The 19,071-nt window shown below is 48.1% G+C and carries 18 protein-coding genes; 12 read left to right on the forward strand and 6 right to left on the reverse strand.

Annotated elements, in window-relative coordinates:
- Position 1: 1 nt before the first annotated feature.
- Entirely contained in the window at positions 2–1,312 is a 1,311-nt protein-coding gene (aroA, locus tag VSQ32_03255) for a 3-phosphoshikimate 1-carboxyvinyltransferase (protein MEH2941896.1), read from the reverse strand.
- 5 nt (positions 1,313–1,317) lie between these two features.
- On the reverse strand, positions 1,318–2,415 hold the full coding sequence (locus VSQ32_03260; protein MEH2941897.1) for a prephenate dehydrogenase: 1,098 nt from the start codon (positions 2,413–2,415) through the stop codon (positions 1,318–1,320).
- Between the two features lie 243 nt (positions 2,416–2,658).
- Here VSQ32_03260 and VSQ32_03265 point away from each other — a divergent pair, with 243 nt between their 5' ends.
- Positions 2,659–4,749: an elongation factor G gene (locus VSQ32_03265; protein MEH2941898.1), complete on the forward strand. Its 2,091-nt coding sequence runs from the start codon at positions 2,659–2,661 to the stop codon at positions 4,747–4,749.
- Between the two features lie 52 nt (positions 4,750–4,801).
- The gene (locus tag VSQ32_03270; GenBank protein MEH2941899.1) at positions 4,802–6,850 is read left to right on the forward strand and encodes a methyl-accepting chemotaxis protein; all 2,049 of its coding nucleotides are present in this window, start codon (positions 4,802–4,804) and stop codon (positions 6,848–6,850) included.
- A 341-nt stretch (positions 6,851–7,191) separates the two neighbouring features.
- Here the strand turns inward: VSQ32_03270 and VSQ32_03275 are convergent, their stop codons facing one another.
- Positions 7,192–7,710: a superoxide dismutase family protein gene (locus tag VSQ32_03275; GenBank protein ID MEH2941900.1), complete on the reverse strand. Its 519-nt coding sequence runs from the start codon at positions 7,708–7,710 to the stop codon at positions 7,192–7,194.
- A gap of 217 nt (positions 7,711–7,927) precedes the next feature.
- Here VSQ32_03275 and leuS point away from each other — a divergent pair, with 217 nt between their 5' ends.
- Positions 7,928–10,336, forward strand: a complete 2,409-nt coding sequence (leuS, locus tag VSQ32_03280; protein MEH2941901.1) for a leucine--tRNA ligase — start codon at positions 7,928–7,930, stop codon at positions 10,334–10,336.
- An 84-nt stretch (positions 10,337–10,420) separates the two neighbouring features.
- Here the strand turns inward: leuS and VSQ32_03285 are convergent, their stop codons facing one another.
- On the reverse strand, positions 10,421–10,708 hold the full coding sequence (locus VSQ32_03285) for a hypothetical protein (GenBank protein ID MEH2941902.1): 288 nt from the start codon (positions 10,706–10,708) through the stop codon (positions 10,421–10,423).
- A 22-nt stretch (positions 10,709–10,730) separates the two neighbouring features.
- Positions 10,731–11,045, reverse strand: coding sequence for a hypothetical protein (locus tag VSQ32_03290; GenBank protein MEH2941903.1), 315 nt, complete (start codon positions 11,043–11,045; stop codon positions 10,731–10,733).
- A 212-nt stretch (positions 11,046–11,257) separates the two neighbouring features.
- Between VSQ32_03290 and VSQ32_03295 the strand changes: the two genes are divergently transcribed.
- The 3 genes from VSQ32_03295 to VSQ32_03305 all read left to right on the forward strand — a co-directional run bounded on the left by VSQ32_03295 (position 11,258) and on the right by VSQ32_03305 (position 13,473).
- On the forward strand, positions 11,258–11,401 hold the full coding sequence (locus tag VSQ32_03295) for a hypothetical protein (GenBank protein ID MEH2941904.1): 144 nt from the start codon (positions 11,258–11,260) through the stop codon (positions 11,399–11,401).
- Between the two features lie 42 nt (positions 11,402–11,443).
- Positions 11,444–11,605, forward strand: a complete 162-nt coding sequence (locus tag VSQ32_03300) for a hypothetical protein (GenBank protein ID MEH2941905.1) — start codon at positions 11,444–11,446, stop codon at positions 11,603–11,605.
- Between the two features lie 167 nt (positions 11,606–11,772).
- On the forward strand, positions 11,773–13,473 hold the full coding sequence (locus VSQ32_03305) for a methyl-accepting chemotaxis protein (protein ID MEH2941906.1): 1,701 nt from the start codon (positions 11,773–11,775) through the stop codon (positions 13,471–13,473).
- A gap of 260 nt (positions 13,474–13,733) precedes the next feature.
- Here the strand turns inward: VSQ32_03305 and VSQ32_03310 are convergent, their stop codons facing one another.
- The gene (locus VSQ32_03310) at positions 13,734–13,973 is read right to left on the reverse strand and encodes a chorion class high-cysteine HCB protein 13 (protein ID MEH2941907.1); all 240 of its coding nucleotides are present in this window, start codon (positions 13,971–13,973) and stop codon (positions 13,734–13,736) included.
- 182 nt (positions 13,974–14,155) lie between these two features.
- On the opposite strand from VSQ32_03310, the gene VSQ32_03315 reads away from it, so the two are divergent.
- Genes VSQ32_03315 through VSQ32_03340 form a run of 6 tightly spaced genes read left to right on the forward strand, consistent with a single transcriptional unit; the run spans position 14,156 to position 19,057 of the window.
- Complete coding sequence (locus VSQ32_03315; GenBank protein ID MEH2941908.1) at positions 14,156–15,199, forward strand: response regulator; 1,044 nt, start codon at positions 14,156–14,158, stop codon at positions 15,197–15,199.
- Positions 15,192–15,503 (forward strand): hypothetical protein, encoded by a 312-nt coding sequence (locus VSQ32_03320; GenBank protein ID MEH2941909.1) that lies wholly within the window; start codon positions 15,192–15,194, stop codon positions 15,501–15,503. The genes VSQ32_03315 and VSQ32_03320 overlap by 8 nt, the downstream gene beginning before the upstream one ends.
- A 2-nt stretch (positions 15,504–15,505) precedes the next feature.
- Positions 15,506–16,342 carry a V-type ATPase subunit gene (locus VSQ32_03325; protein MEH2941910.1) on the forward strand — a complete coding sequence of 279 codons (837 nt, stop codon included), beginning with the start codon at positions 15,506–15,508 and terminating at the stop codon, positions 16,340–16,342.
- 50 nt (positions 16,343–16,392) lie between these two features.
- Entirely contained in the window at positions 16,393–18,300 is a 1,908-nt protein-coding gene (locus VSQ32_03330; protein ID MEH2941911.1) for a V-type ATPase 116kDa subunit family protein, read from the forward strand.
- Between the two features lie 12 nt (positions 18,301–18,312).
- Positions 18,313–18,732 (forward strand): ATP synthase subunit C, encoded by a 420-nt coding sequence (locus VSQ32_03335; protein ID MEH2941912.1) that lies wholly within the window; start codon positions 18,313–18,315, stop codon positions 18,730–18,732.
- A gap of 16 nt (positions 18,733–18,748) precedes the next feature.
- Positions 18,749–19,057, forward strand: coding sequence for a V-type ATP synthase subunit F (locus tag VSQ32_03340; GenBank protein MEH2941913.1), 309 nt, complete (start codon positions 18,749–18,751; stop codon positions 19,055–19,057).
- Positions 19,058–19,071 lie beyond the last annotated feature (14 nt).

A 19,071-nucleotide genomic window follows, 5' to 3' on the forward strand; every position in this document is an offset into this window, starting at 1 on the left:
TCTAATCCAGCAGTTTTTCCAGATCCTGATAAAAGGATGGATAGGAAACGGTTACACAGTTTTCGTCGTCAAAGGTGGTGGTTCCCTCCGCATTCAGTCCTGCAATGGCAAAGGACATGGCAATCCGGTGGTCGCCGTACGTTTTAATCCGGGCGCCGTGAAGGGTATTGCCTCCATGAATAATCATTCCGTCCTCTGTGGGCGTGATATCGGCCCCCATGGCCTTCAGATTCTCCGTTACGGTGGCAATCCGGTCAGATTCCTTTACTTTCAGTTCCTGGGCGTCCCGAATCACGGTGGTGCCCTCTGCAAATGCGGCCATCACTGCGATAATGGGAAGTTCATCAATTAAAGTGGGAATAATACTTCCTTCCACCGTTGTACCGTGAAGGCTGCTGGAAGTTACCAGAATGTCAGCCACAGGTTCTCCGGAAACGGCGCGTTCATTCAGAAGGCTCAGTTTTCCTCCCATAGCATACACGACCTGAAGGATACCGCTTCTGGTGGGATTGACGCCCACATTCCGAATCAGGATTTCTCCCTGGTTACAGATGAGGCCAAGAGCGATAAAATAAGCGGCGGAAGAAATGTCTCCCGGCACATGGATAGCCTGCCCTTCCAGCTTTGGCTCCGGCCAGATGGCAGCGGTGGTGTCCGTGGACAGAATATCGGCGCCGAAACCGGCCAGCAGCAGTTCCGTATGGTTTCTGGACAGTACGGGTTCCGTTACTTTTGTGATACCGTCTCCGTAAAGGCCGGCCAGGAGAATTGCAGATTTTACCTGTGCAGAGGCTACCGGAGACTGATAATGGATATGTTTCAGACTGCCGCCCTGAATGGTAAAAGGCGCGCAGCCTGAGCTGGTTTTTGTACGGAAATCAGGGAATGACCCGGCGTCCCAGCACTGAAAACGGGCCCCCATTTCCGCGAGAGGGATAAAAATGCGATTCATGGGGCGTTTGCGGATAGAAGCATCGCCGTTTAAGGTGCTCTGGAAAGACTGGCCTGCCAGAATACCGGAAATCAGCCGCAGGGTGGTGCCGCTGTTGCCCACATCCATAATCTGTTCCGGCGGAGTCAGGCCATGGAGCCCCCGGCCGTGTACCAGAACTCTGGAGCCGTCATTTTCAATGGAAATACCAAGCTGACGGAAACAGGAAATAGTGGAAAGACAGTCCGCACCCTGCAGAAAATTAGTTACTTCCGTCAGGCCGCCGGAAATGGCGCCGAACATAATTCCCCTGTGGGAAATGGATTTATCGCCGGGAACAGAAAGTTCTCCCCGGTAAGCATGTTTTTTTGTGAATTCCATGTCAATCACCTCTCATGTACTGTATAATGATATTTTCGCAATAAGACCAGGGCCTGCCGCAGGGCTTTTTCTTCGTAAAATTCTATGTGAAGCACACCTTCCTGAAATTCCCGGTTGTGTATAATGCCAATATTTTTGATACTGATCTGATTGGTGGCCAGAATAGTGGCCAGGGCTGCGATTCCCCCGGCTTCGTCTACCATATCGCAGTAGATTTCGTAAATCCTGGGAAGGGTGCCGGAGCCTGTAAGGGGAAGGGAATCCCGGTAGTCTTTGGCGGACTGGAAAAAATCAAACAGGCTGTGTTCCTGCGAGGAAGCAATTTCCCTCCGCACCTGTTCCAGAGAAGCCAGAAATGCGTCCAGCAGCTTTAAAATCTGTTCCCGGTTGGTCAGGCAGATTTGCTGCCACATAACCGGGGAAGAAGATGCAATTCTGGTGATGTCTTTAAATCCTCCGGCAGCCACGCGCTTCATGATTTCTTCATGATTATCCAGATTTTTTATCAGATTTACCAGGCTGGATGCCAGAATATGGGGCAGATGGCTGACAGCGGCCGTAATAAAATCGTGTTCCTGATAGTCCAGCAGAATCGGGATAGCTCCCAGAGACCGGATAAACTGCTGAAATTCTTCTGACGTTTCCGGGTCAGCTTCCGGAGAAGGAGTCAGAATATAATATACATTTTCCAGAAGATAGGGAGTTGCGTGCCCATATCCGCTCTTTTCCGAACCGGCCATGGGATGACCGCCGATGAAAAAAGGAGACAAAGGCGTACCGGCAATTTCCTGGTGAATGGAGGATTTTACGCTTCCCACATCTGTGATGATACAGTTCTTTCCGGCGAAAGAAGATAAACGGAGGAGGAAATCTGCGTTTTTCCGTACCGGAGCGCAGAGAAAAATATAGCGGCAGTCTGCAAAATCATCCGTCAGGGTTTCACAGGCGGCGGCAATTACCCCTTCTTCCAGGGCAAGCGACAGGGACTCCCGGTTCACGTCGTATGCAATCAGAGTAATATCCGGATGAATCCGGTGAATGGTTTTGGCGATGGAGCCTCCAATCAGGCCGAGACCGATAAAACCGATTTTTTCAGGTTTCATATGTAACTGTTCCTTTCTCTATGGTATATGCAGCAGATAATTACGAAACTGTCAGTATCCATGTATCATTACTGCATTTATCATAGTGGAAACAGACGGAAAAGTCAATACTTCGGCACGTCAAAGCATAAAAGCGGCTGATTCCAGGGTATTTGTAAAAAATGAATAAAAAGGGTTGTAAAATCACAAAAATTTTAGTAGAATATATACATCACAAAATATACTTGTATTGGAGGAATTCATATGAACGTTTATACAACTGACAAGATAAGGAACGTGGTCCTTCTGGGACATGGCGGCAGCGGGAAGACGACTCTGGTGGAAGCGATGGCTTATCTGTCCGGTCTGACAAAGCGTATGGGGAAGATCAGTGACGGGAATACCATCAGCGATTATGATAAAGAAGAAACCAGACGTCTTTTTTCTGTTAATACCTCTGTAGTTCCGATTCCCTGGGAAGACACCAAGATTAACATACTGGACACGCCCGGCTATTTTGGATTTGTGGGAGAAGTGGAAGAAGCGGTCAGCGTGGCAGACGCCGCAGTTATTGTGGTATCCGGTAAGAACGGAATTGAAGTGGGAACACAGAAATCATGGGATATCTGTGAGAAATACAAGATTCCGAGAATGGTATTCGTGACAGAAATGGATGATGACAATGCAAGTTTCCGCCAGGTAGTGGCAGATTTACAGGAAATGTATGGAAAGAGGATTGCACCGTTCCATCTTCCCATTCGTGAAAATGAGAAATTTGTGGGTTATGTCAATGTAGTGGCTCAGACGGGAAACCGCTGGGATGAGAATGGCAAAGTTGTGGAAACAGAGATACCGGATTATTCACAGGCTAATCTGGATATCTGCCGGGAAGCTCTGATGGAAGCAGTGGCAGAGACCAGCGAGGAATTTATGGACCGCTATTTTGCCGGTGAGGAATTTTCTGAATTTGAGATTCGCTCCGCACTGCGTACCAATGTGGCAGACGGAAGCATTGTTCCCGTTTCCATGGGCTCCAGTACGCTGGTACAGGGTGTATATACACTGCTGGACGACATTCTCAAATATCTTCCAAGTCCGGAAAAGCGCCCCTGCAAAGGTGTGAATATGAAGACCAACGAGGTATTTGACGGGGATTATGACATTGCGAAACCGAAGAGCGCCTATATTTTCAAGACCATTGCAGACCCGTTTATTGGAAAATATTCTCTGATTAAAGTGAATTCCGGCGTACTGAAAACAGACGATGTGCTGTTTAATTCTGAGAAAAATATGGATGACAAGATTGGTAAAATCTATATCATGCGGGGCAACAAACCGGAGGAAGTAAAAGAGCTTCATGCCGGGGATATCGGAGCGCTGGCAAAATTGAACAAAGTTGTTACCAGGGATACCCTGTCCACCAAAGCAGTACCGGTGGTATACGGCAAGACTCAGATTTCCGTACCGTATACATATATGCGTTATAAGGCAAAGAACAAGGGAGATGAAGACAAGGTTTCCCAGGCTCTGCAGAAACTCATGCAGGAGGATCTGACACTGCGCACGGAAAATGACAGCGCCAATGGTCAGACGCTGATTTACGGTATCGGCGACCAGCATCTGGAAGTGGTAGTCAGCAAGCTGGCAGAGCGTTATAAAGTGGAGATTGAACTGAGCCGGCCGAAGATTGCTTTCCGGGAGACCATCCGTAAGAAATCAGATGTGGAATACAAATATAAGAAACAGTCCGGCGGACACGGACAGTACGGACATGTTAAGATGACCTTTGAACCCAGCGGGGATCTGGAAACCGCATATACCTTTGAGCAGCAGGTAGTGGGCGGGGCTGTGCCCAAGAATTATTTCCCGGCAGTGGAAAAGGGGCTGCAGGAATCCGTACTGAAAGGGCCCATGGCAGCTTATCCCGTAGTGGGTGTGAAAGCGGTGCTTTACGATGGCTCCTATCATCCGGTGGATTCTTCTGAAATGGCATTTAAGATGGCAACCATCCAGGCATTTAAGAAAGGCATGATGGAGGCTTCTCCTGTTCTGTTAGAGCCCATTGCCAGCATGAAAGTGGTTGTGCCGGACAAATATACCGGAGACGTTATGGGAGATCTGAACAAACGCCGGGGACGTGTGCTGGGCATGAATCCTGCGGAGACAGGCAAGACAGAAATCGCTGCCGACGTACCTTACATGGAGATTTACGGATATATGACAGATCTCCGCTCCATGACAGGCGGAAGCGGCCTGTTTTCCTACGAGTTTGCCCGTTATGAGCAGGCTCCTTCCGATATTCAGGAAAAGGAAGTTGCCGCAAGAGCGAATAAACTGGAAAACGGCGAGGAATAAGACGACGGAACGATAATGTAAATCTGATTTCAGGAAAAGAAGGTGGGACCGTATGAAGAAGACAAAAGCACATACGGACAGGAAAAAAGGAAATTTAAGTATCCATGAGTTGAAGAGGCTGTACCATGAGACCATTAAGGGGAGAATTACCATATCGGTGCTGACACTGGTAATTGTTTCCCTGATGGTTCTGGGAATTGCCACCAGTGTGCTGAACAATCACAGTACCAATTCCACACTGGAGCGTAATATGACAGCCACAGCGAAGGTGGCGTCGGAGCGAGTGGAATGGGAAATGACGTCCTACCGGAATCTGGCGGCGGATCTGGGGCTTATGACGCGGCTTTCCAGAGAAGATGTTTCTGTGGAGGAAAAGCAGGAAATTATAGACGAACGTGTACGGGCCAATGAGCTGACCAGAGGGAATATCCTGGACAGAAATGGAATCAGTATTTTCTCCGGAGAAGATTTTAGTGACCGGGATTATTTTCAGAAAGCCATGACAGGGGTTTCCTGTGTTTCAGAACCCCTGGTGAGCAAGATAACCGGGAAAATCAGTATTATCATTGCGGCGCCCATGTGGAAAGACGGAATTATGGGAACGGAGGTAACAGGCGTCGTATACCTTGTTCCGGATGAGAATTTTCTGAATGATATCATGGTAGCTACAAACGTGAGCAAAAACGGTTCCGCATATATGATAGACAGTGAAGGAACCGTGATTGCCCATGAGGATATGAAACTGGTGGAGCAGAAAGACAACTCCATCGAAGCTGCCAAAACAGATTCCAGTCTGAAACGGCTGGCGAAGCTGGAAGAAAAAATGACTGCCGGAAAAACGGGGGTTGGAACTTACCGTTATGGAGGCGTGAAAAAAGTCATGGCATATGCTCCGGTGGGGAACAGCAACGGATGGAGTATTGCCATCACAGCGCCTCTTTCTGATTTTAATATTGAGACGATTGTGGGAATTATCCTGACAATTGGAATCGTTTTGGTATCTATTGCCATTGCAGTGGTAATGGTCAGAAAGCTGGCGGACAGTATCGGAACCCCCATCAAACAGTGTGCGGAACGTCTGGAGACTCTGGCCGGAGGAGACCTGCATACGGAGATTCCTCAGATTACCTCAGAGGATGAGACACTCATGCTGGCAGATGCCACCCGCACCATTGTGGACGGCATGGGGAAAATTATCGGAGATATCAAATATCTTCTGGGAGAAATGGCTGAGAATAATTTTGATGTCCGTTCTCAGGCACGGGAATATTATGTGGGAGATTTTGAAGAAATTCTGCTGGCAGTGCGCAGAATCAACCATTCTCTGTCAGATGCCCTGGGACATATCCGGGAATCGGCAGAACAGGTGGGACTTGGTTCTTCTCAGCTTGCAGAAAGCGGGCAGGCTCTTGCAGAAGGGGCCACGGACCAGGCGGCTTCTGTGGAAGAATTGCTGGCTACGGTAAATGATGTGACTGAGCAGGTGGACCGCAATACGAAGAATGCTGTTTCCACCAGCCGGAAAGCAGATGATATCGGAAAGCAGGCCCGGACCAGCAGCAAGCGCATTGCGGAGATGACAGGCGCCATGAAGAAAATCAACGACGCTTCCATGGAAATTTCCAATATTATTCAGACGATTGAAGAGATTGCGGATCAGACCAACCTGCTTTCTCTGAATGCCTCTATTGAAGCTGCAAGAGCAGGAGAAGTGGGACGGGGATTTGCAGTGGTTGCCGGGGAAATCGGACATCTTGCAAATCAGAGTTCGGAAGCTGTGGTAAATACCAGACAACTGATAGAAGCCGCCCTGAGTGAGGTGAGCAGTGGCAATCAGATTGCAGGAGATATGGCGAAGGCTCTGCAGAGTGTGATTGACGGAATGTCAGAGATTGTCAGTGCTGTGGAGGAAGTGGCAGAGAACTCCAATGAGCAGAACGGTTCCATGCAGCAGATTAATCTGGCCATTGAGCAGATTTCACAGGTGGTACAGTCCAATTCCGCCGCAGCGGAAGAAAGTTCTGCTACCAGTCAGGAATTGTCGGCGCAGGCCATAGAACTGAACGATATGATTGACCAGTTCCGTCTGGCAGATTTATAGAAATCTATTTTATCTTGCAGGAAAGACCTTGTCACGCTAAAGTGTGAAAGCGTCTTCCTATAAAATAAAACCATTATGCGCACTCGTGCGAATAGAAGATGTCACTACGTGACTGTCCTAAGGTATCCCCCAGGCAAGCCTGGTACCCCTTAGGACAAATCCGCACTCGGCGCAACAAAATGTGCAATCCCCTCAAGATTGAGGGGCAGGGGAGTTGAAGTGGGTTTGCCCACTTTGTTCTAAGAAAACAAAGATTCCACAGCATATGGCGGCGGTATTGTCTGTAATGTACACTATATGCCGTGGAATTTTTATCTCACAGGAAAGACTTTTTAAACCGGTTATATCGCCTGAATGGTGCCGCAGGCAATTTTTGTGCCTGAATGGCCGGCGGGCTGGGTGGAAAAATCATCCGGACTGCTGTGGATGATAACCGTTTTGTCGATAATGTCCGGAACCCTGAAGCGGTCGGTGTAATACATCATCCAGGCAGAACCGTTATTTCCAAACAGAGGCGGTAAATCCCCTTCGTGGGCCGGATGAGGACAGAGGGCAGGATTGTAATGAGCCCCTGCGTTGGCGTAGGGGTCGCTGCTGTCTCCGGTACAGGAATGGCCTTCATGGATGTGAAAGCCGAAAATATCAGAGCCGCAGGGCACTGTGCTGACCGGGAGTCCGTAAATTTCCGCATTTACCAGGACGCCGGCGCCGATGGGATAGAAGCGGACCATGCCGTTGATTTCCCCTGTTCCGGGATTTCCCGTAAGTTCCGCGTAGGCGGCAGGCATCTGTGTGAGAGCGGTTTCCAGATAAAGCCTGCCAGGGTTTTCGTAGCTGTTGTCTGTATGATAATCTGTCATTAATATTCTCCTGAAACTGTTTTTATTGCAATGTTATGATTATAATATGACGGAAGGAAAGGAAAAGTGATTTTCCTGATGGAACAGAAATTCTTGACAAATGACTTTAGTGTGATAAAATTTTCCTATGAACTTATACCATGCACGGCCTGACGTCAGGCAGGCCGCATGGCCGGAAAATATTTTGGTGGAAACACCGGATTCAGGAGGATATAAAATGGCAGTACCATACAATCACAGAGCTTTGGAAGAAAAATGGCAGAAAATATGGGATGACGAGCGGGCTTTTGCGGCCACCGAAGATTATTCCAAACCCAAGTATTACGCACTGGTAGAATTCCCATACCCGTCGGGCCAGGGGCTTCATGTAGGACATCCCCGTCCTTATACAGCCCTTGATATTGTGGCCAGAAAACGCAGAATGCAGGGCTATAACGTGCTCTATCCCATGGGCTGGGATGCATTCGGACTCCCCACGGAAAACTATGCAATCAAGAATAAAATACATCCGAAAATTGTAACTGAAAATAACGTGGAGCGGTTTAAGGCACAGCTTCATGCTCTGGGCTATTCCTTTGACTGGGAGCGGGAAGTAAATACCACAGACCCGGAATATTATCACTGGACCCAGTGGATTTTCCTGAAATTATTTAAAGAGGGCCTGGCTTATAAGACAGAAATGCCCATTAACTGGTGTACTTCCTGTAAGGTGGGACTGGCCAATGAGGAAGTGGTGAACGGCGTCTGCGAGCGCTGCGGCGCTCCGGTGGTCCGCAGGGTGAAAAGCCAGTGGATGCTGAAAATCACCGAATATGCGGAAAAGCTGCTGGAAGGCCTGAATGATGTGGATTATATCGAACGGGTGAAAGTTTCTCAGAGAAACTGGATTGGAAAGAGCCAGGGAGCAGAAGTGGATTTCAGGATTGCAGGAAAAGAAGACAGGCTCACCGTGTATACTACCAGACCGGATACGCTGTTTGGAGCCACCTACATGGTTGTGTCTCCGGAACATCCCATACTGGAAAAATATAAAGATGAAATTAAAAACTGGAATGAAGTTGCTGCCTATCAGGAACAGGCAGCCAGAAAGTCTGATTTTGAGCGTTCCGAGCTGGCAAAAGAGAAAACAGGTGTGGAAATAGACGGTCTGCGGGCCGTTGATCCGGTAAACGACGCGGAAATTCCAATCTGGGTATCAGACTATGTACTGATGAGTTACGGAACAGGTGCGATTATGGCAGTTCCGGCCCATGATACCCGCGACTGGGAATTTGCGAAAAAATTCAGTCTTCCCATCATTGAAGTGGTGGCAGGAGGCGAGGACGTACAGAAAGAGGCCTATACGGACGTTGCCACCGGAAAGCTGGTGAATTCCGGATTCCTGGACGGACTGGAAGTGGCGGAAGCAAAAAAGAAAATTATTGCATTTCTGGAAGAGAAGAAAATCGGAAAGGGAAAGACTAATTTCAAATTGAGAGACTGGGTATTTTCCCGCCAGCGTTACTGGGGCGAACCTATTCCCATTGTGAACTGTGAGAAATGCGGTTATGTGGCGCTGCCGGAAAGTGAACTCCCGCTGCAATTGCCGGAAGTGGACAGCTATATGCCCACAGATACCGGTGAATCCCCGCTGGCAGCCATGACGGACTGGGTGAATACCACATGTCCCTGCTGCGGCGGGCCGGCAAAACGGGAGACGGATACCATGCCTCAGTGGGCAGGATCTTCCTGGTATTTCCTGCGCTATACGGACCCGAAGAACAGGGAAGCCCTGGCCAGCGAGAAGGCTCTGAAGTACTGGCTTCCGGTGGACTGGTACAACGGCGGAATGGAGCATACCACCCTGCACCTTCTGTATTCCAGATTCTGGCATAAATTCCTCTATGACCAGGGGGTTGTGCCCACATCGGAACCCTACCGGAAACGTACCTCCCATGGCATGATTCTGGGAGAAAACGGGGAAAAAATGTCCAAGTCCCGCGGGAATGTGGTAAATCCTGACGATATTGTCATGGAATACGGTGCGGATACTCTGCGCACCTATGAAATGTTTATCGGAGCCTTTGATTTGAGTGCTTCCTGGTCAGAAAACGGCGTAAAGGGCTGCCGCAGATTCCTGGAGCGTGTCTGGAAGCTGCAGGACATCCTTGTGGATGGAGAGGGATACCGCCCTGAATTTGAGACCAGAATGCACCAGCTGATTAAAAAAGTAAGTTCTGATTATGAAAACCTGAAATATAACACAGCCATTGCGGCCATGATGTCCATGCTGAATGATTTTTCAAAGGCAGGCAGTATCAGCCGGGGAGAATTCCGGACATTTCTGATTCTTCTGAATCCGGTAGCACCCCATATTACAGAGGAAATATGGGAAGCCTGCGGATACGAAGGAAGGGTGTACCAGTGTACCTGGCCGGAATACGAGGAAGCCAAAACAGTGGAAAATACCGTGGAACTGGCGGTTCAGATTAATGGGAAAACCAGGGCAACCGTAACCCTTCCGGCGGATGTGGACAAAGATACTGCCATTGCAGCAGGAAAAGAGGCAGTGAGCGAAAAACTGACAGGGAATGTGGTAAAAGAAATTTATGTGCCCGGACGGATTATCAATATTGTTATGAAATAAATTTTACAGGAAACATAACACCCCGCAGCAGATACCGGAACTGGAATTTCCGGTATCTGCTGCGGGGTATGTATATTTCCGGTTTTATTTCCGCATATTTTTCATCATCTGCATCAGCAAATCTACTTTTTTCTGCTCCTGGGGAGGCATTCCCTGTTTCAGTACCTCGATAATCAGGTCCCGTTCGGTGGAGGAGAAGTTCATGCCCTGATTTTTTACGCTTTCCGAGGCATTTTTCAGAGATTCGGCCATTTCCTGAGGGTTGGAAGTGCCGGAAGAATTGTTTCTGGCAAGTTCCAGCAGAAACTGCAGTTTGTCAGGAGAAATATTTTTCTGAAGTTCCGGGTTGTTTAGTAAATCCTGTGGGTTCATATACTTCCTTTCTGTGAGGGATTCAGGTGGCGGAGAACAGAGTTCCATAGGTGGAAAACATCTGGACAAAGCCTATGATATTGTCGATTACTTCTTTTTCCCTGTCTGTGCAGTATTCCCGTATGGCAGAGAGCATCTGCACCGGATCTTCCCGTTCTTCTTCCGAACACATTTTCAAATCATTTCCGGGATTCTGGAACAGTGCCATGGTGCGCTGCAATTCCATGAATTTCACCAGCATTGCCATGTTTTTCTGCCGGGAATTATCCAGATAGGGAATGGCGGCTTTTATCATTTCAAGGTGCCTATCCTGAATCAGAGTATCAATTGCTTCCATTGTGTTCACCTTTTTTATTTTAATTTATGAGGGACCGGTGCGGGATATGACAGATTTGAAAAATGCCCCTGAACATTAGCAGTTCAGGGGAAAAAAGAGGAACCCCCCTGAACATTGGCAGTTCAGGGGAAAAAAGAGGAACCCCCCTGAACATTAGCAGTTCAGGGGGTATATAATAATAAGAACGAATTAATCTGGTAAGGAGTAAAATGATGGGAAGATTAGTAATAGATGGCAACAGTGTATATGAAATTGATGAAGAATGTATCCGGAGAAAGGAACATCAGGAAAAGGGGCAGGAAAGCAGGAAGGGGAAAAAGGCGGAATCTCCCTGGCTGAGAAGGGACAGAAAATAAAAGAATTCAGGCGTTGAAAGAGCCGGAGGCAGCCCCGGCAGTATGGCAGGCTATCTGCTGCCCATGGCAGGCGATATTCCGGATATGTCCGGGATTCAGGCAGGAAAGCAGCAGGTTGCCGGGCCAAATTTTGACGGTAATTCCAAAGTACCAGATTTGGATTTTTATGCAGAAAGTATATCAGAAATTGTTCCGGGAGGGTAAAATGATGGTAAATTTACCATGAAGACGGGCTGTTTTCTATTGAATGTTTTGGAAGGTGTGTTATAATATGGAAGGATAAAGCAATTCTGAAACGACGGGATGTAAGTAAAGACCTGCTGATATTCAGGAAAATTGCGGAAGCACAGGGAGAAAGGATGGATTGAGTGATGAATGAACAACAGGAGAGTATAGAAAAACGGCTCACCAGCTCTTTTTTTAAGGTGTCAGCCATTACGGTAGCAGTTGCAGCTCTGGGGCTGCTTGCATTGTTGGTGGTGTCTAACAGGTATTCTTATGCCTTACATAATTATGGATTTGCTCAGGGGGATATCGGGAAAACCATGTTCGCCTTTGCAGATGTACGTTCCTCGCTGCGGGCAGCCATCGGTTATGACGACCCGGATGCGATTGACGCTGTGGTAAAGCAGCACGAGGAAAGTAAAGCCGCATTTGAAAAATCCTTTGCAGATGTGGAGAAGACCATTGTGTCGGAAGACGGAAGAAAGACTTATGATGAGATTAAGTCAGAACTGGATACATACTGGGAGCTGGATCAGAAAATTATGGATATCGGAGCTACCACGGACCGCGAACTTTGCAGACAGGCACAGGATATGGCTCTCGGTGAACTGGCCGGTGTATATAACAGCATTTATACGAAACTGGAAAGCCTTTTAACAGTAAAGGTAAATGAAGGAAATCAGCTGTCCTCATTCCTGAAAGTAACAGGATGGGTGCTGGCCCTGGTGATTGTGGCTGTTGTAGCGGCGGCAATTATGTTTTCCACAAAGATTGGTAAAAATATTGCAACAAGGATTTCCGGTCCTCTTGGAAAACTGGGAGAACGTCTCAAAACATTTGCGGCAGGAGATTTGTCATCTCCGTTCCCCATGGTGGAAACCGGGGATGAAGTGGAGCATATGGAAAAAGATGCAACAGAGATGGCTAATAACCTGAATACCATTATTCATGATATTGGAGAAGTGCTGGGTGAGATGGCGGGAGGAAATTACGCAGTCCACTCCAATGCTTCCGATAAATATACCGGAGATTTTGGAAAATTATATGAATCCATGCGCGGGCTGCGGGATCAGATGACGGAGACGCTGGTATCAATCGGAGAAGCATCCGAACATGTTTCTGTTGGCTCCGGTGATCTGGCAACGGCCTCCCAGTGTCTTGCAGAAGGCGCTACGGAGCAGGCGCAGGCTGTACAGGAACTTCATGCCACAATTTCTGACATTACGGTTACCATGGAGAAAAGTGCGGAACGTGCGGATGAATCTTATCTGAAAGCTCAGCAGTATGCCAATGAGGCGGATAACAGCCGGGAAGAAATGAAATATATGATGGCAGCTATGGAGCGGATTAATGAGGCCTCCACAAGAATTGGAAATATCATCTCAGAAATTGAATCTATTGCGGCTCAGACAAACCTGCTGTCGCTGAATGCTTCCATAGAAGCGGCAAGAGCGGGAGAATCCGGACGGGGATTTGCTGTTGTGGCAGATCAGATTCGGGAGCTGGCTGACCAGAGTGCTCAGGCGGCAGTGGATACCAGAGAGCTGATAGAAGGCTCCATTCAGGAAGTTACGGAAGGAAACCGTGCGGCGGAACGTGCGTCAAATGCCATTGAATCTGTGGTGGAAGGAATCAAGGAAATTGCGGATTTCTCCAGAAACCTTAAGGTTATGGTGGAGGATCAGACAGAAGCCATGCGTCAGGCGGAAATCGGTGTAAATCAGATTTCTGAAGTAGTGCAGAGCAATGCGGCAACTGCCGAAGAAGCCTCTGCCACCAGTGAAGAACTGTCGGCACAGGCCAATATACTGGATGAGCTTGTGGGCCAGTTCGTACTGTCGGAATAAGAAATTGAAATCAGACGCAGACAGGCGGACGCAGGTTATGTGTGCAGACGTCATTGATAAATAATGAACAGGGAACTGCTTTCCCGAAAATTCGTGAAGGCAGTTCCCTGTTTTTATGCGCAGCGTGCGGAGAGGAAGACGATTGTTTCACAGTCCGCCGCAGGCGGAGAATCCTGCAAAGCAGGATTCTTTTTTCTTCCTGACAGAAGAAAAATAATATGCGCGCTCGCGCAATTTAAAGTGGACGTTCCACTTTATTTTCAGCAGCAGAATCCGCCGCCGAATCCGTTGCCGTTACCACCGCAGCAGAAAAGCAGAAGGATAATCCACAGGCAGCTGTTGCCGCCGCATCCACATCCGTCGTTGCCGCCGAAGAATCCGTTGCCGCATCCGCCGCCGCAGCAGCAAAGCAGGATAATTAACCAGATAATAGAGGAGCAGCCTCCATTGTTATTTCCTTCGCATCCACATCCACAGTTTGTTGCAGCTAAATCACTCATGTTCAAATCCTCCAATATTTTGATTACAATGTATCATATGTGGGCAGCTTGTATGTGTTTCGCATTGTTTTGAAAAAAATTTTGTAAAATAGAGAAGAGCGTGTTATAATCTTAGGTAAGGCAAAATGATAAGAAAAGAAAGGAAGGGAAGCAGTCTGAATTCCCCTGAAGGGAGAAAAGTTATGAAGACAGTGGTGATTTTGGATTACGACAGCAAAAGCATGGAAGGCTACAAACGGATGCTGGAGTGTGTTCAGGGACAGTTTGAGTGTAAATTTTTCCAGATGCCGGAACAGGCCATGGAATATGTACGCAGTTATCCGGTGGCTGTATTAATCAGCGAACTGGATATGCCTGTCATGTCAGGAAAAGAAGTGTTTGACATGGTGGAGATGCTCTCACCTTTAACGGTCAGGATTGCCATGACCCAGATAAAGGATATAACCCGGACACTGGAGATTTTTAATCATGCCAGGCTGTTCAAGCTGATATTAAAGCCTTTTTTTCTGGCAGAAGATATTGTGAACCCCATTCGGGAAGCATTGAAATATCATGAGGCGCTGGAGAAAGAGGAAAATCAGCGGAAGAAAATGGAAGCGGAACTGGAGCGGCTGAACGGAATTGTTCGGGAGCTTTCCATGAAGCTGGAAGAAAAGAAATGGAAACATACAGGAATTTATAATGTGGCAGTGGGCGTTATCAAAGGGAATCTCAATTCGGAAATGAAAGGGATGGATGCGGCGGCAAGCGGTTATGCGGCGGCAGCCTGCGAGGAACTGCTGCAGGAATTCATGCGCTATTATATGTATGAGGAGCATGGATATCAGTTTTATACGGAACATCTGCAGAAAATGTTCCACCTTCCCAGAGAAGGCTGCGTATTTCAGATACAGAACAAAACAGAACGGCCGATACCCGGAGAACTTATGCCTCAGATAGCTTATGGCATGTTTCTGGGCGGATATCTGTGCCAGCAGTTACTGACCGCATATCGCGCTATTATGCTGATAGAGACAGAAAAGTCGGATTATGTGCTGCGCATGTTCTGCCAGTTTTCCGGAAAAGGAGAAATGTACCGGATTCCGGATGGGAAGACGAGACAGGCAGTCAGAGAAGTCATAGAAGAAATCGCAAAAGCCCTGGCCACTGACATGGTCAGAGGCAGCAGGGACCAGCAGTTTGCCCTGAGACTGTATTTCCGGAGGGAGGATGGACTAAGTGAATGAGATTATTATGGGCCTCTATGAAATCGAAGAACAGGCAGGAAAAATGATGGAGAAGGCCGCTGCGCGCAGGCAGGAACTGCAGGAAGAGAATCGAAAAAAAAAGGAAGATTCTGCTATGGAGATGGAAAAAGAACTGGAAGGCCGGCTGACAATTCTCAGATCCCGGCTGGAGGAACAGGCTGCACAGGAGGCGGAGCAGCTTGCGGCCCGGAATCAGGAAGAAATCACCAGGCTGAATGAGAATTATGAGAAGAATCTGAGCCGGTTTGCGCAGGAAATCGTAGAGAGGATAACAGAGGTGTAGCCATGGCGGGAGAATTGCTGCAGTACAGCGGGCTGATTACCAAGACGCGGGCAATGCGAAGCCGGCTGTTAAAACGAGAAGATTTTGAACGGATTACGGAATTCCTGACGGTGGAAGAGACCATAGGTTTTCTGAGAGAACAGGAATCTTACGGGAAGATTTACGGCGGACGGGAAGAAATCAGGCACCGGGGACAGGTAGAAGAACTGATACATAATTCGATTCTGGAAGATTACCGGAAGCTGTACCTGTTTGGAAACGGTCAGCAGCGAAAAGCGCTGGAGCTGTATCAGGTCCAGCTCCAGTACAAAGATTCCGTTCCGGATGTGGAAATATCCTATTTTGTGGATGTCTGGAAACAGATTGACAAATTTTCCGGCAGCCAGATGCGGAAAGTGCTGCGGGAAGTGTTTGGAACGCAGATTGACTGGCTGAATATCATGTGGATGTACCGGGGCAAAGAGTTTTTCCATCAGAAACCGGAAGAACTGGAGAAAATGCTGATTCCGGTGCAGTATAAGCTGAAGAAAAAAGAGTGGCGGAAACTGCTGGAAGCAGAACAGACAGAAGAATTCTGCCGGATACTGGCAGATACGGTGTATTTCAAAGGCAGAGATGCTCTGGTGAAGATGCAGGATGAGGTTTCCTTTCATCAGGTGATGGAGAAAATGTATCAGAGAATCTGCCGGAAATATCCCGCTTCCATGGCGCCGGTATTCTGCTATTTTTATGAGAAGGAACAGGAGATTGAGCATCTGACCACTGCGCTGGAGGGCATACGCTATCAGGTTCCGGCACGGGATATCCGTCAGTTGATTTTGCCTGGTACGGGCACTTAACCATCAGGTTGCGTGCGATAACATAAAATTTAAGGAACGGAGGAGACGCTTTGATTGAGAAAATGAAGTTGTTGCATATTACCGGGCCAAGGAATGATATTGACCGGGTGGTGAAGCTGTATCTGGATAAATACGATATTCACTTTGAAAATGCAATGACAAGTCTGAATAACCTGAAAAATGTACGTCCCTTTGTGGAAACAAATCTCTACAAAGAGACCGCCCGTAAGGGGGAAGAACTGAAACAGTATCTGGAGACTTCCAGGAAAACGGATCTGGAGGTGACGCCGGAACAGGCGGAGGAAATCGTTCTTACGGTCTACGGGCATCTGGAAGAAATCGTCCGGAAGAAAGAGGAACTGAGCGGCAAAATCCGCCAGCTCAGAGAATGGATGGCTCAGACAGCGCCCTTTATCGGCCTGGATTTTGAACTCTGCAAGCTGCGGGATTTTCATTTTATTGATTTCCGGTTCGGAAGGATTAAGGTGGAGAATTACCACAAGCTGGAGCAGTATGTGTTCCACAATCCCTATACGCTGTTTTATGAGTGCAACAATGACAGCGAATATGTGTGGGGCGTGTATTTTGTACCTCATACCCATCTGGAGGAAATTGAAGCGGTGTATGCTTCTTTCCAGTTTGAGGATATTCAGGTGCCGGAAGACCTGGAAGATACGCCAAAACATGCGTTTGAACAGGCAGGAAAACTTCTGGCAGAACGGGAGCAGGAGCTGGAAAGTCTTCAGATGCAGGCCGTGGAACTGGTGAAAGCCAGGGAGCAGGAACTGCTGGCAGCCTGCGAATGTCTGGACTGCTATTGCAGGAATTTTGAGATACGCAAATTTGCGGCATGTACCAGGTCCCAGAGCGAAGGAGACGAACGCTATATTCTGTATGGATGGATGTCCAAAGGAGATGCGGAGAAGCTCCAGCGGGAAATCGCCATGGACGAGAGAATCAACTGTGTGGAAGAAGAACCGGGAGATGATCTCAGCAGCAGACCTCCCACCAGGCTGAAAAATCCCGGAATTCTGAAACCTTTTGAGATGTTTGTGGAAATGTACGGGCTTCCCGCCTATAACGAGATGGACCCTACCATGTTTATTGCGCTGACCTACACCTTTATGTTCGGGGTTATGTTTGGAGATGTGGGACAGGGGGCATGTCTGGTTGTGGCAGGAATACTTCTTTATAAGTTCAAAAATATGCGTCTTGCAGGCATTGTGGCCGTGGCAGGAGTCTGGTCTGTCATCTTCGGATTTCTGTACGGAAGTTTCTTTGGATTTGAGGAGACCATACCGGCGCTGTGGATGAAGCCCATGGATAATATTATGACCACGTTGATGCTGGCCATCGGATTCGGCGCCGGATTAATCCTGGTTGCCATGGTGCTGAATATGATTAATGCAGTCCGGGCGAAAGAATACGGAAGGCTGCTGTTTAATCAGAGCGGTCTGGCCGGGCTGATCTGCTATGGATTTGTGGTAATCTGTGTATTGCTCTTTGCCACAGGAAACGGACTTCCGGCCACGATTCTGATTGGAATTGCAGTGGGAATTCCCCTGATTGCCATTCTGATGAAAGAGCCCCTGAGCCATCTGGTGGAGAAAAAGAGCCGGATTTTCCCGGAGGGCAGCAAGGTGATGTTCTTTGTGGAAGCGCTGGTGGAAGGATTTGACGTGGTGCTGAGTTATGCCACCAACACCATTTCCTTTGTGCGTGTGGGCGCTTTTGCACTGAGCCATGCAGGCATGATGGGGGTAGTGATGACCCTTGCAGGTCTGGAAAAAGGAAATCCCAACTGGGTGATTATTGTACTGGGGAATATTCTGGTGGCCTGTCTGGAAGGACTGGTTGTGGGAATTCAGGTGCTTCGTCTGGAATATTACGAAATGTTCAGCCGTTTTTATACAGGAAATGGAAAACCATTTGTTTCATTTAAGAAAAGAGAACAGTAGGAGGATATGAAAATGATAACAAAAATTATATTAGTGGTGATTTTACTTTGCAGCATGATTATTCCCGTAGGCGGATTTTTACTCAGCAAACGGAAAGAGGGAGGCTTTAAAGCAGCCCTGGCCAGCAATATTTTCTTTTTCTTCGGTACGGTTCTGGTAGCGGATGTGCTCCTGTTTAAAGGAGATGTACAGGCTGCCGGAGAGGTGGCGGAAGCAGTGGCAAGTGTGGAGGGCTGGCGTTATCTGGCAGCAGCGCTGTCCACAGGCCTTTCCTGTATTGGCGCAGGTATTGCGGTGGCAAGTGCGGCAAGCGCGGCTCTGGGCGCTTTGAGCGAAGACTCCGGTATTATGGGTAAAGCCCTGATTTTCGTGGCGCTGGCAGAATCCATTGCCCTTTATGGTCTGCTGATTTCCTTTTCCATACTTGGATAAATGCAGGAGACGGGCCATGAAAATGTATTTAATCAGTGATAATAAGGATACCTGGACGGGTATGCGGCTGGCCGGTGTGGAAGGCGTTGTGGTCCATGAGCGTCAGGAACTGAAAGACGCGCTGGATGCGGTGTTTCAGGATAAGGAAATCGGAATTGTGCTGCTGACGGAGAAGTTCGGCAGGGAATTTCCGGATTTGATTGACGATGTGAAGCTGAACCGGCGGCTGCCCCTTCTGATTGAAATTCCGGACCGCCATGGGACCGGCCGGAATGAGAATTTCATTACAGATTATGTCAGTGAAGCCATTGGGCTGAAACTGTAGGCGGGAGGGAAAGG

This window comes from Lachnospiraceae bacterium JLR.KK002 (genome assembly GCA_036941025.1).
Classification (GTDB): Bacteria; Bacillota; Clostridia; order Lachnospirales; family Lachnospiraceae; genus Petralouisia.

Coding starts and splice junctions, on each gene's coding strand:
- VSQ32_03305 (MEH2941906.1), top strand. CDS start 11,773: ATGAATGAACAACAGGAGAGTATAGAAAAACGGCTCACCAGCTCTTTT.
- VSQ32_03310 (MEH2941907.1), bottom strand. CDS start 13,973: ATGAGTGATTTAGCTGCAACAAACTGTGGATGTGGATGCGAAGGAAAT.
- VSQ32_03275 (MEH2941900.1), bottom strand. CDS start 7,710: ATGACAGATTATCATACAGACAACAGCTACGAAAACCCTGGCAGGCTT.
- VSQ32_03315 (MEH2941908.1), top strand. CDS start 14,156: ATGAAGACAGTGGTGATTTTGGATTACGACAGCAAAAGCATGGAAGGC.
- VSQ32_03325 (MEH2941910.1), top strand. CDS start 15,506: ATGGCGGGAGAATTGCTGCAGTACAGCGGGCTGATTACCAAGACGCGG.
- VSQ32_03335 (MEH2941912.1), top strand. CDS start 18,313: ATGATAACAAAAATTATATTAGTGGTGATTTTACTTTGCAGCATGATT.
- VSQ32_03265 (MEH2941898.1), top strand. CDS start 2,659: ATGAACGTTTATACAACTGACAAGATAAGGAACGTGGTCCTTCTGGGA.
- VSQ32_03260 (MEH2941897.1), bottom strand. CDS start 2,415: ATGAAACCTGAAAAAATCGGTTTTATCGGTCTCGGCCTGATTGGAGGC.
- VSQ32_03285 (MEH2941902.1), bottom strand. CDS start 10,708: ATGAACCCACAGGATTTACTAAACAACCCGGAACTTCAGAAAAATATT.
- leuS (MEH2941901.1), top strand. CDS start 7,928: ATGGCAGTACCATACAATCACAGAGCTTTGGAAGAAAAATGGCAGAAA.
- VSQ32_03340 (MEH2941913.1), top strand. CDS start 18,749: ATGAAAATGTATTTAATCAGTGATAATAAGGATACCTGGACGGGTATG.
- VSQ32_03295 (MEH2941904.1), top strand. CDS start 11,258: ATGGGAAGATTAGTAATAGATGGCAACAGTGTATATGAAATTGATGAA.
- VSQ32_03270 (MEH2941899.1), top strand. CDS start 4,802: ATGAAGAAGACAAAAGCACATACGGACAGGAAAAAAGGAAATTTAAGT.
- aroA (MEH2941896.1), bottom strand. CDS start 1,312: ATGGAATTCACAAAAAAACATGCTTACCGGGGAGAACTTTCTGTTCCC.
- VSQ32_03290 (MEH2941903.1), bottom strand. CDS start 11,045: ATGGAAGCAATTGATACTCTGATTCAGGATAGGCACCTTGAAATGATA.
- VSQ32_03300 (MEH2941905.1), top strand. CDS start 11,444: ATGGCAGGCTATCTGCTGCCCATGGCAGGCGATATTCCGGATATGTCC.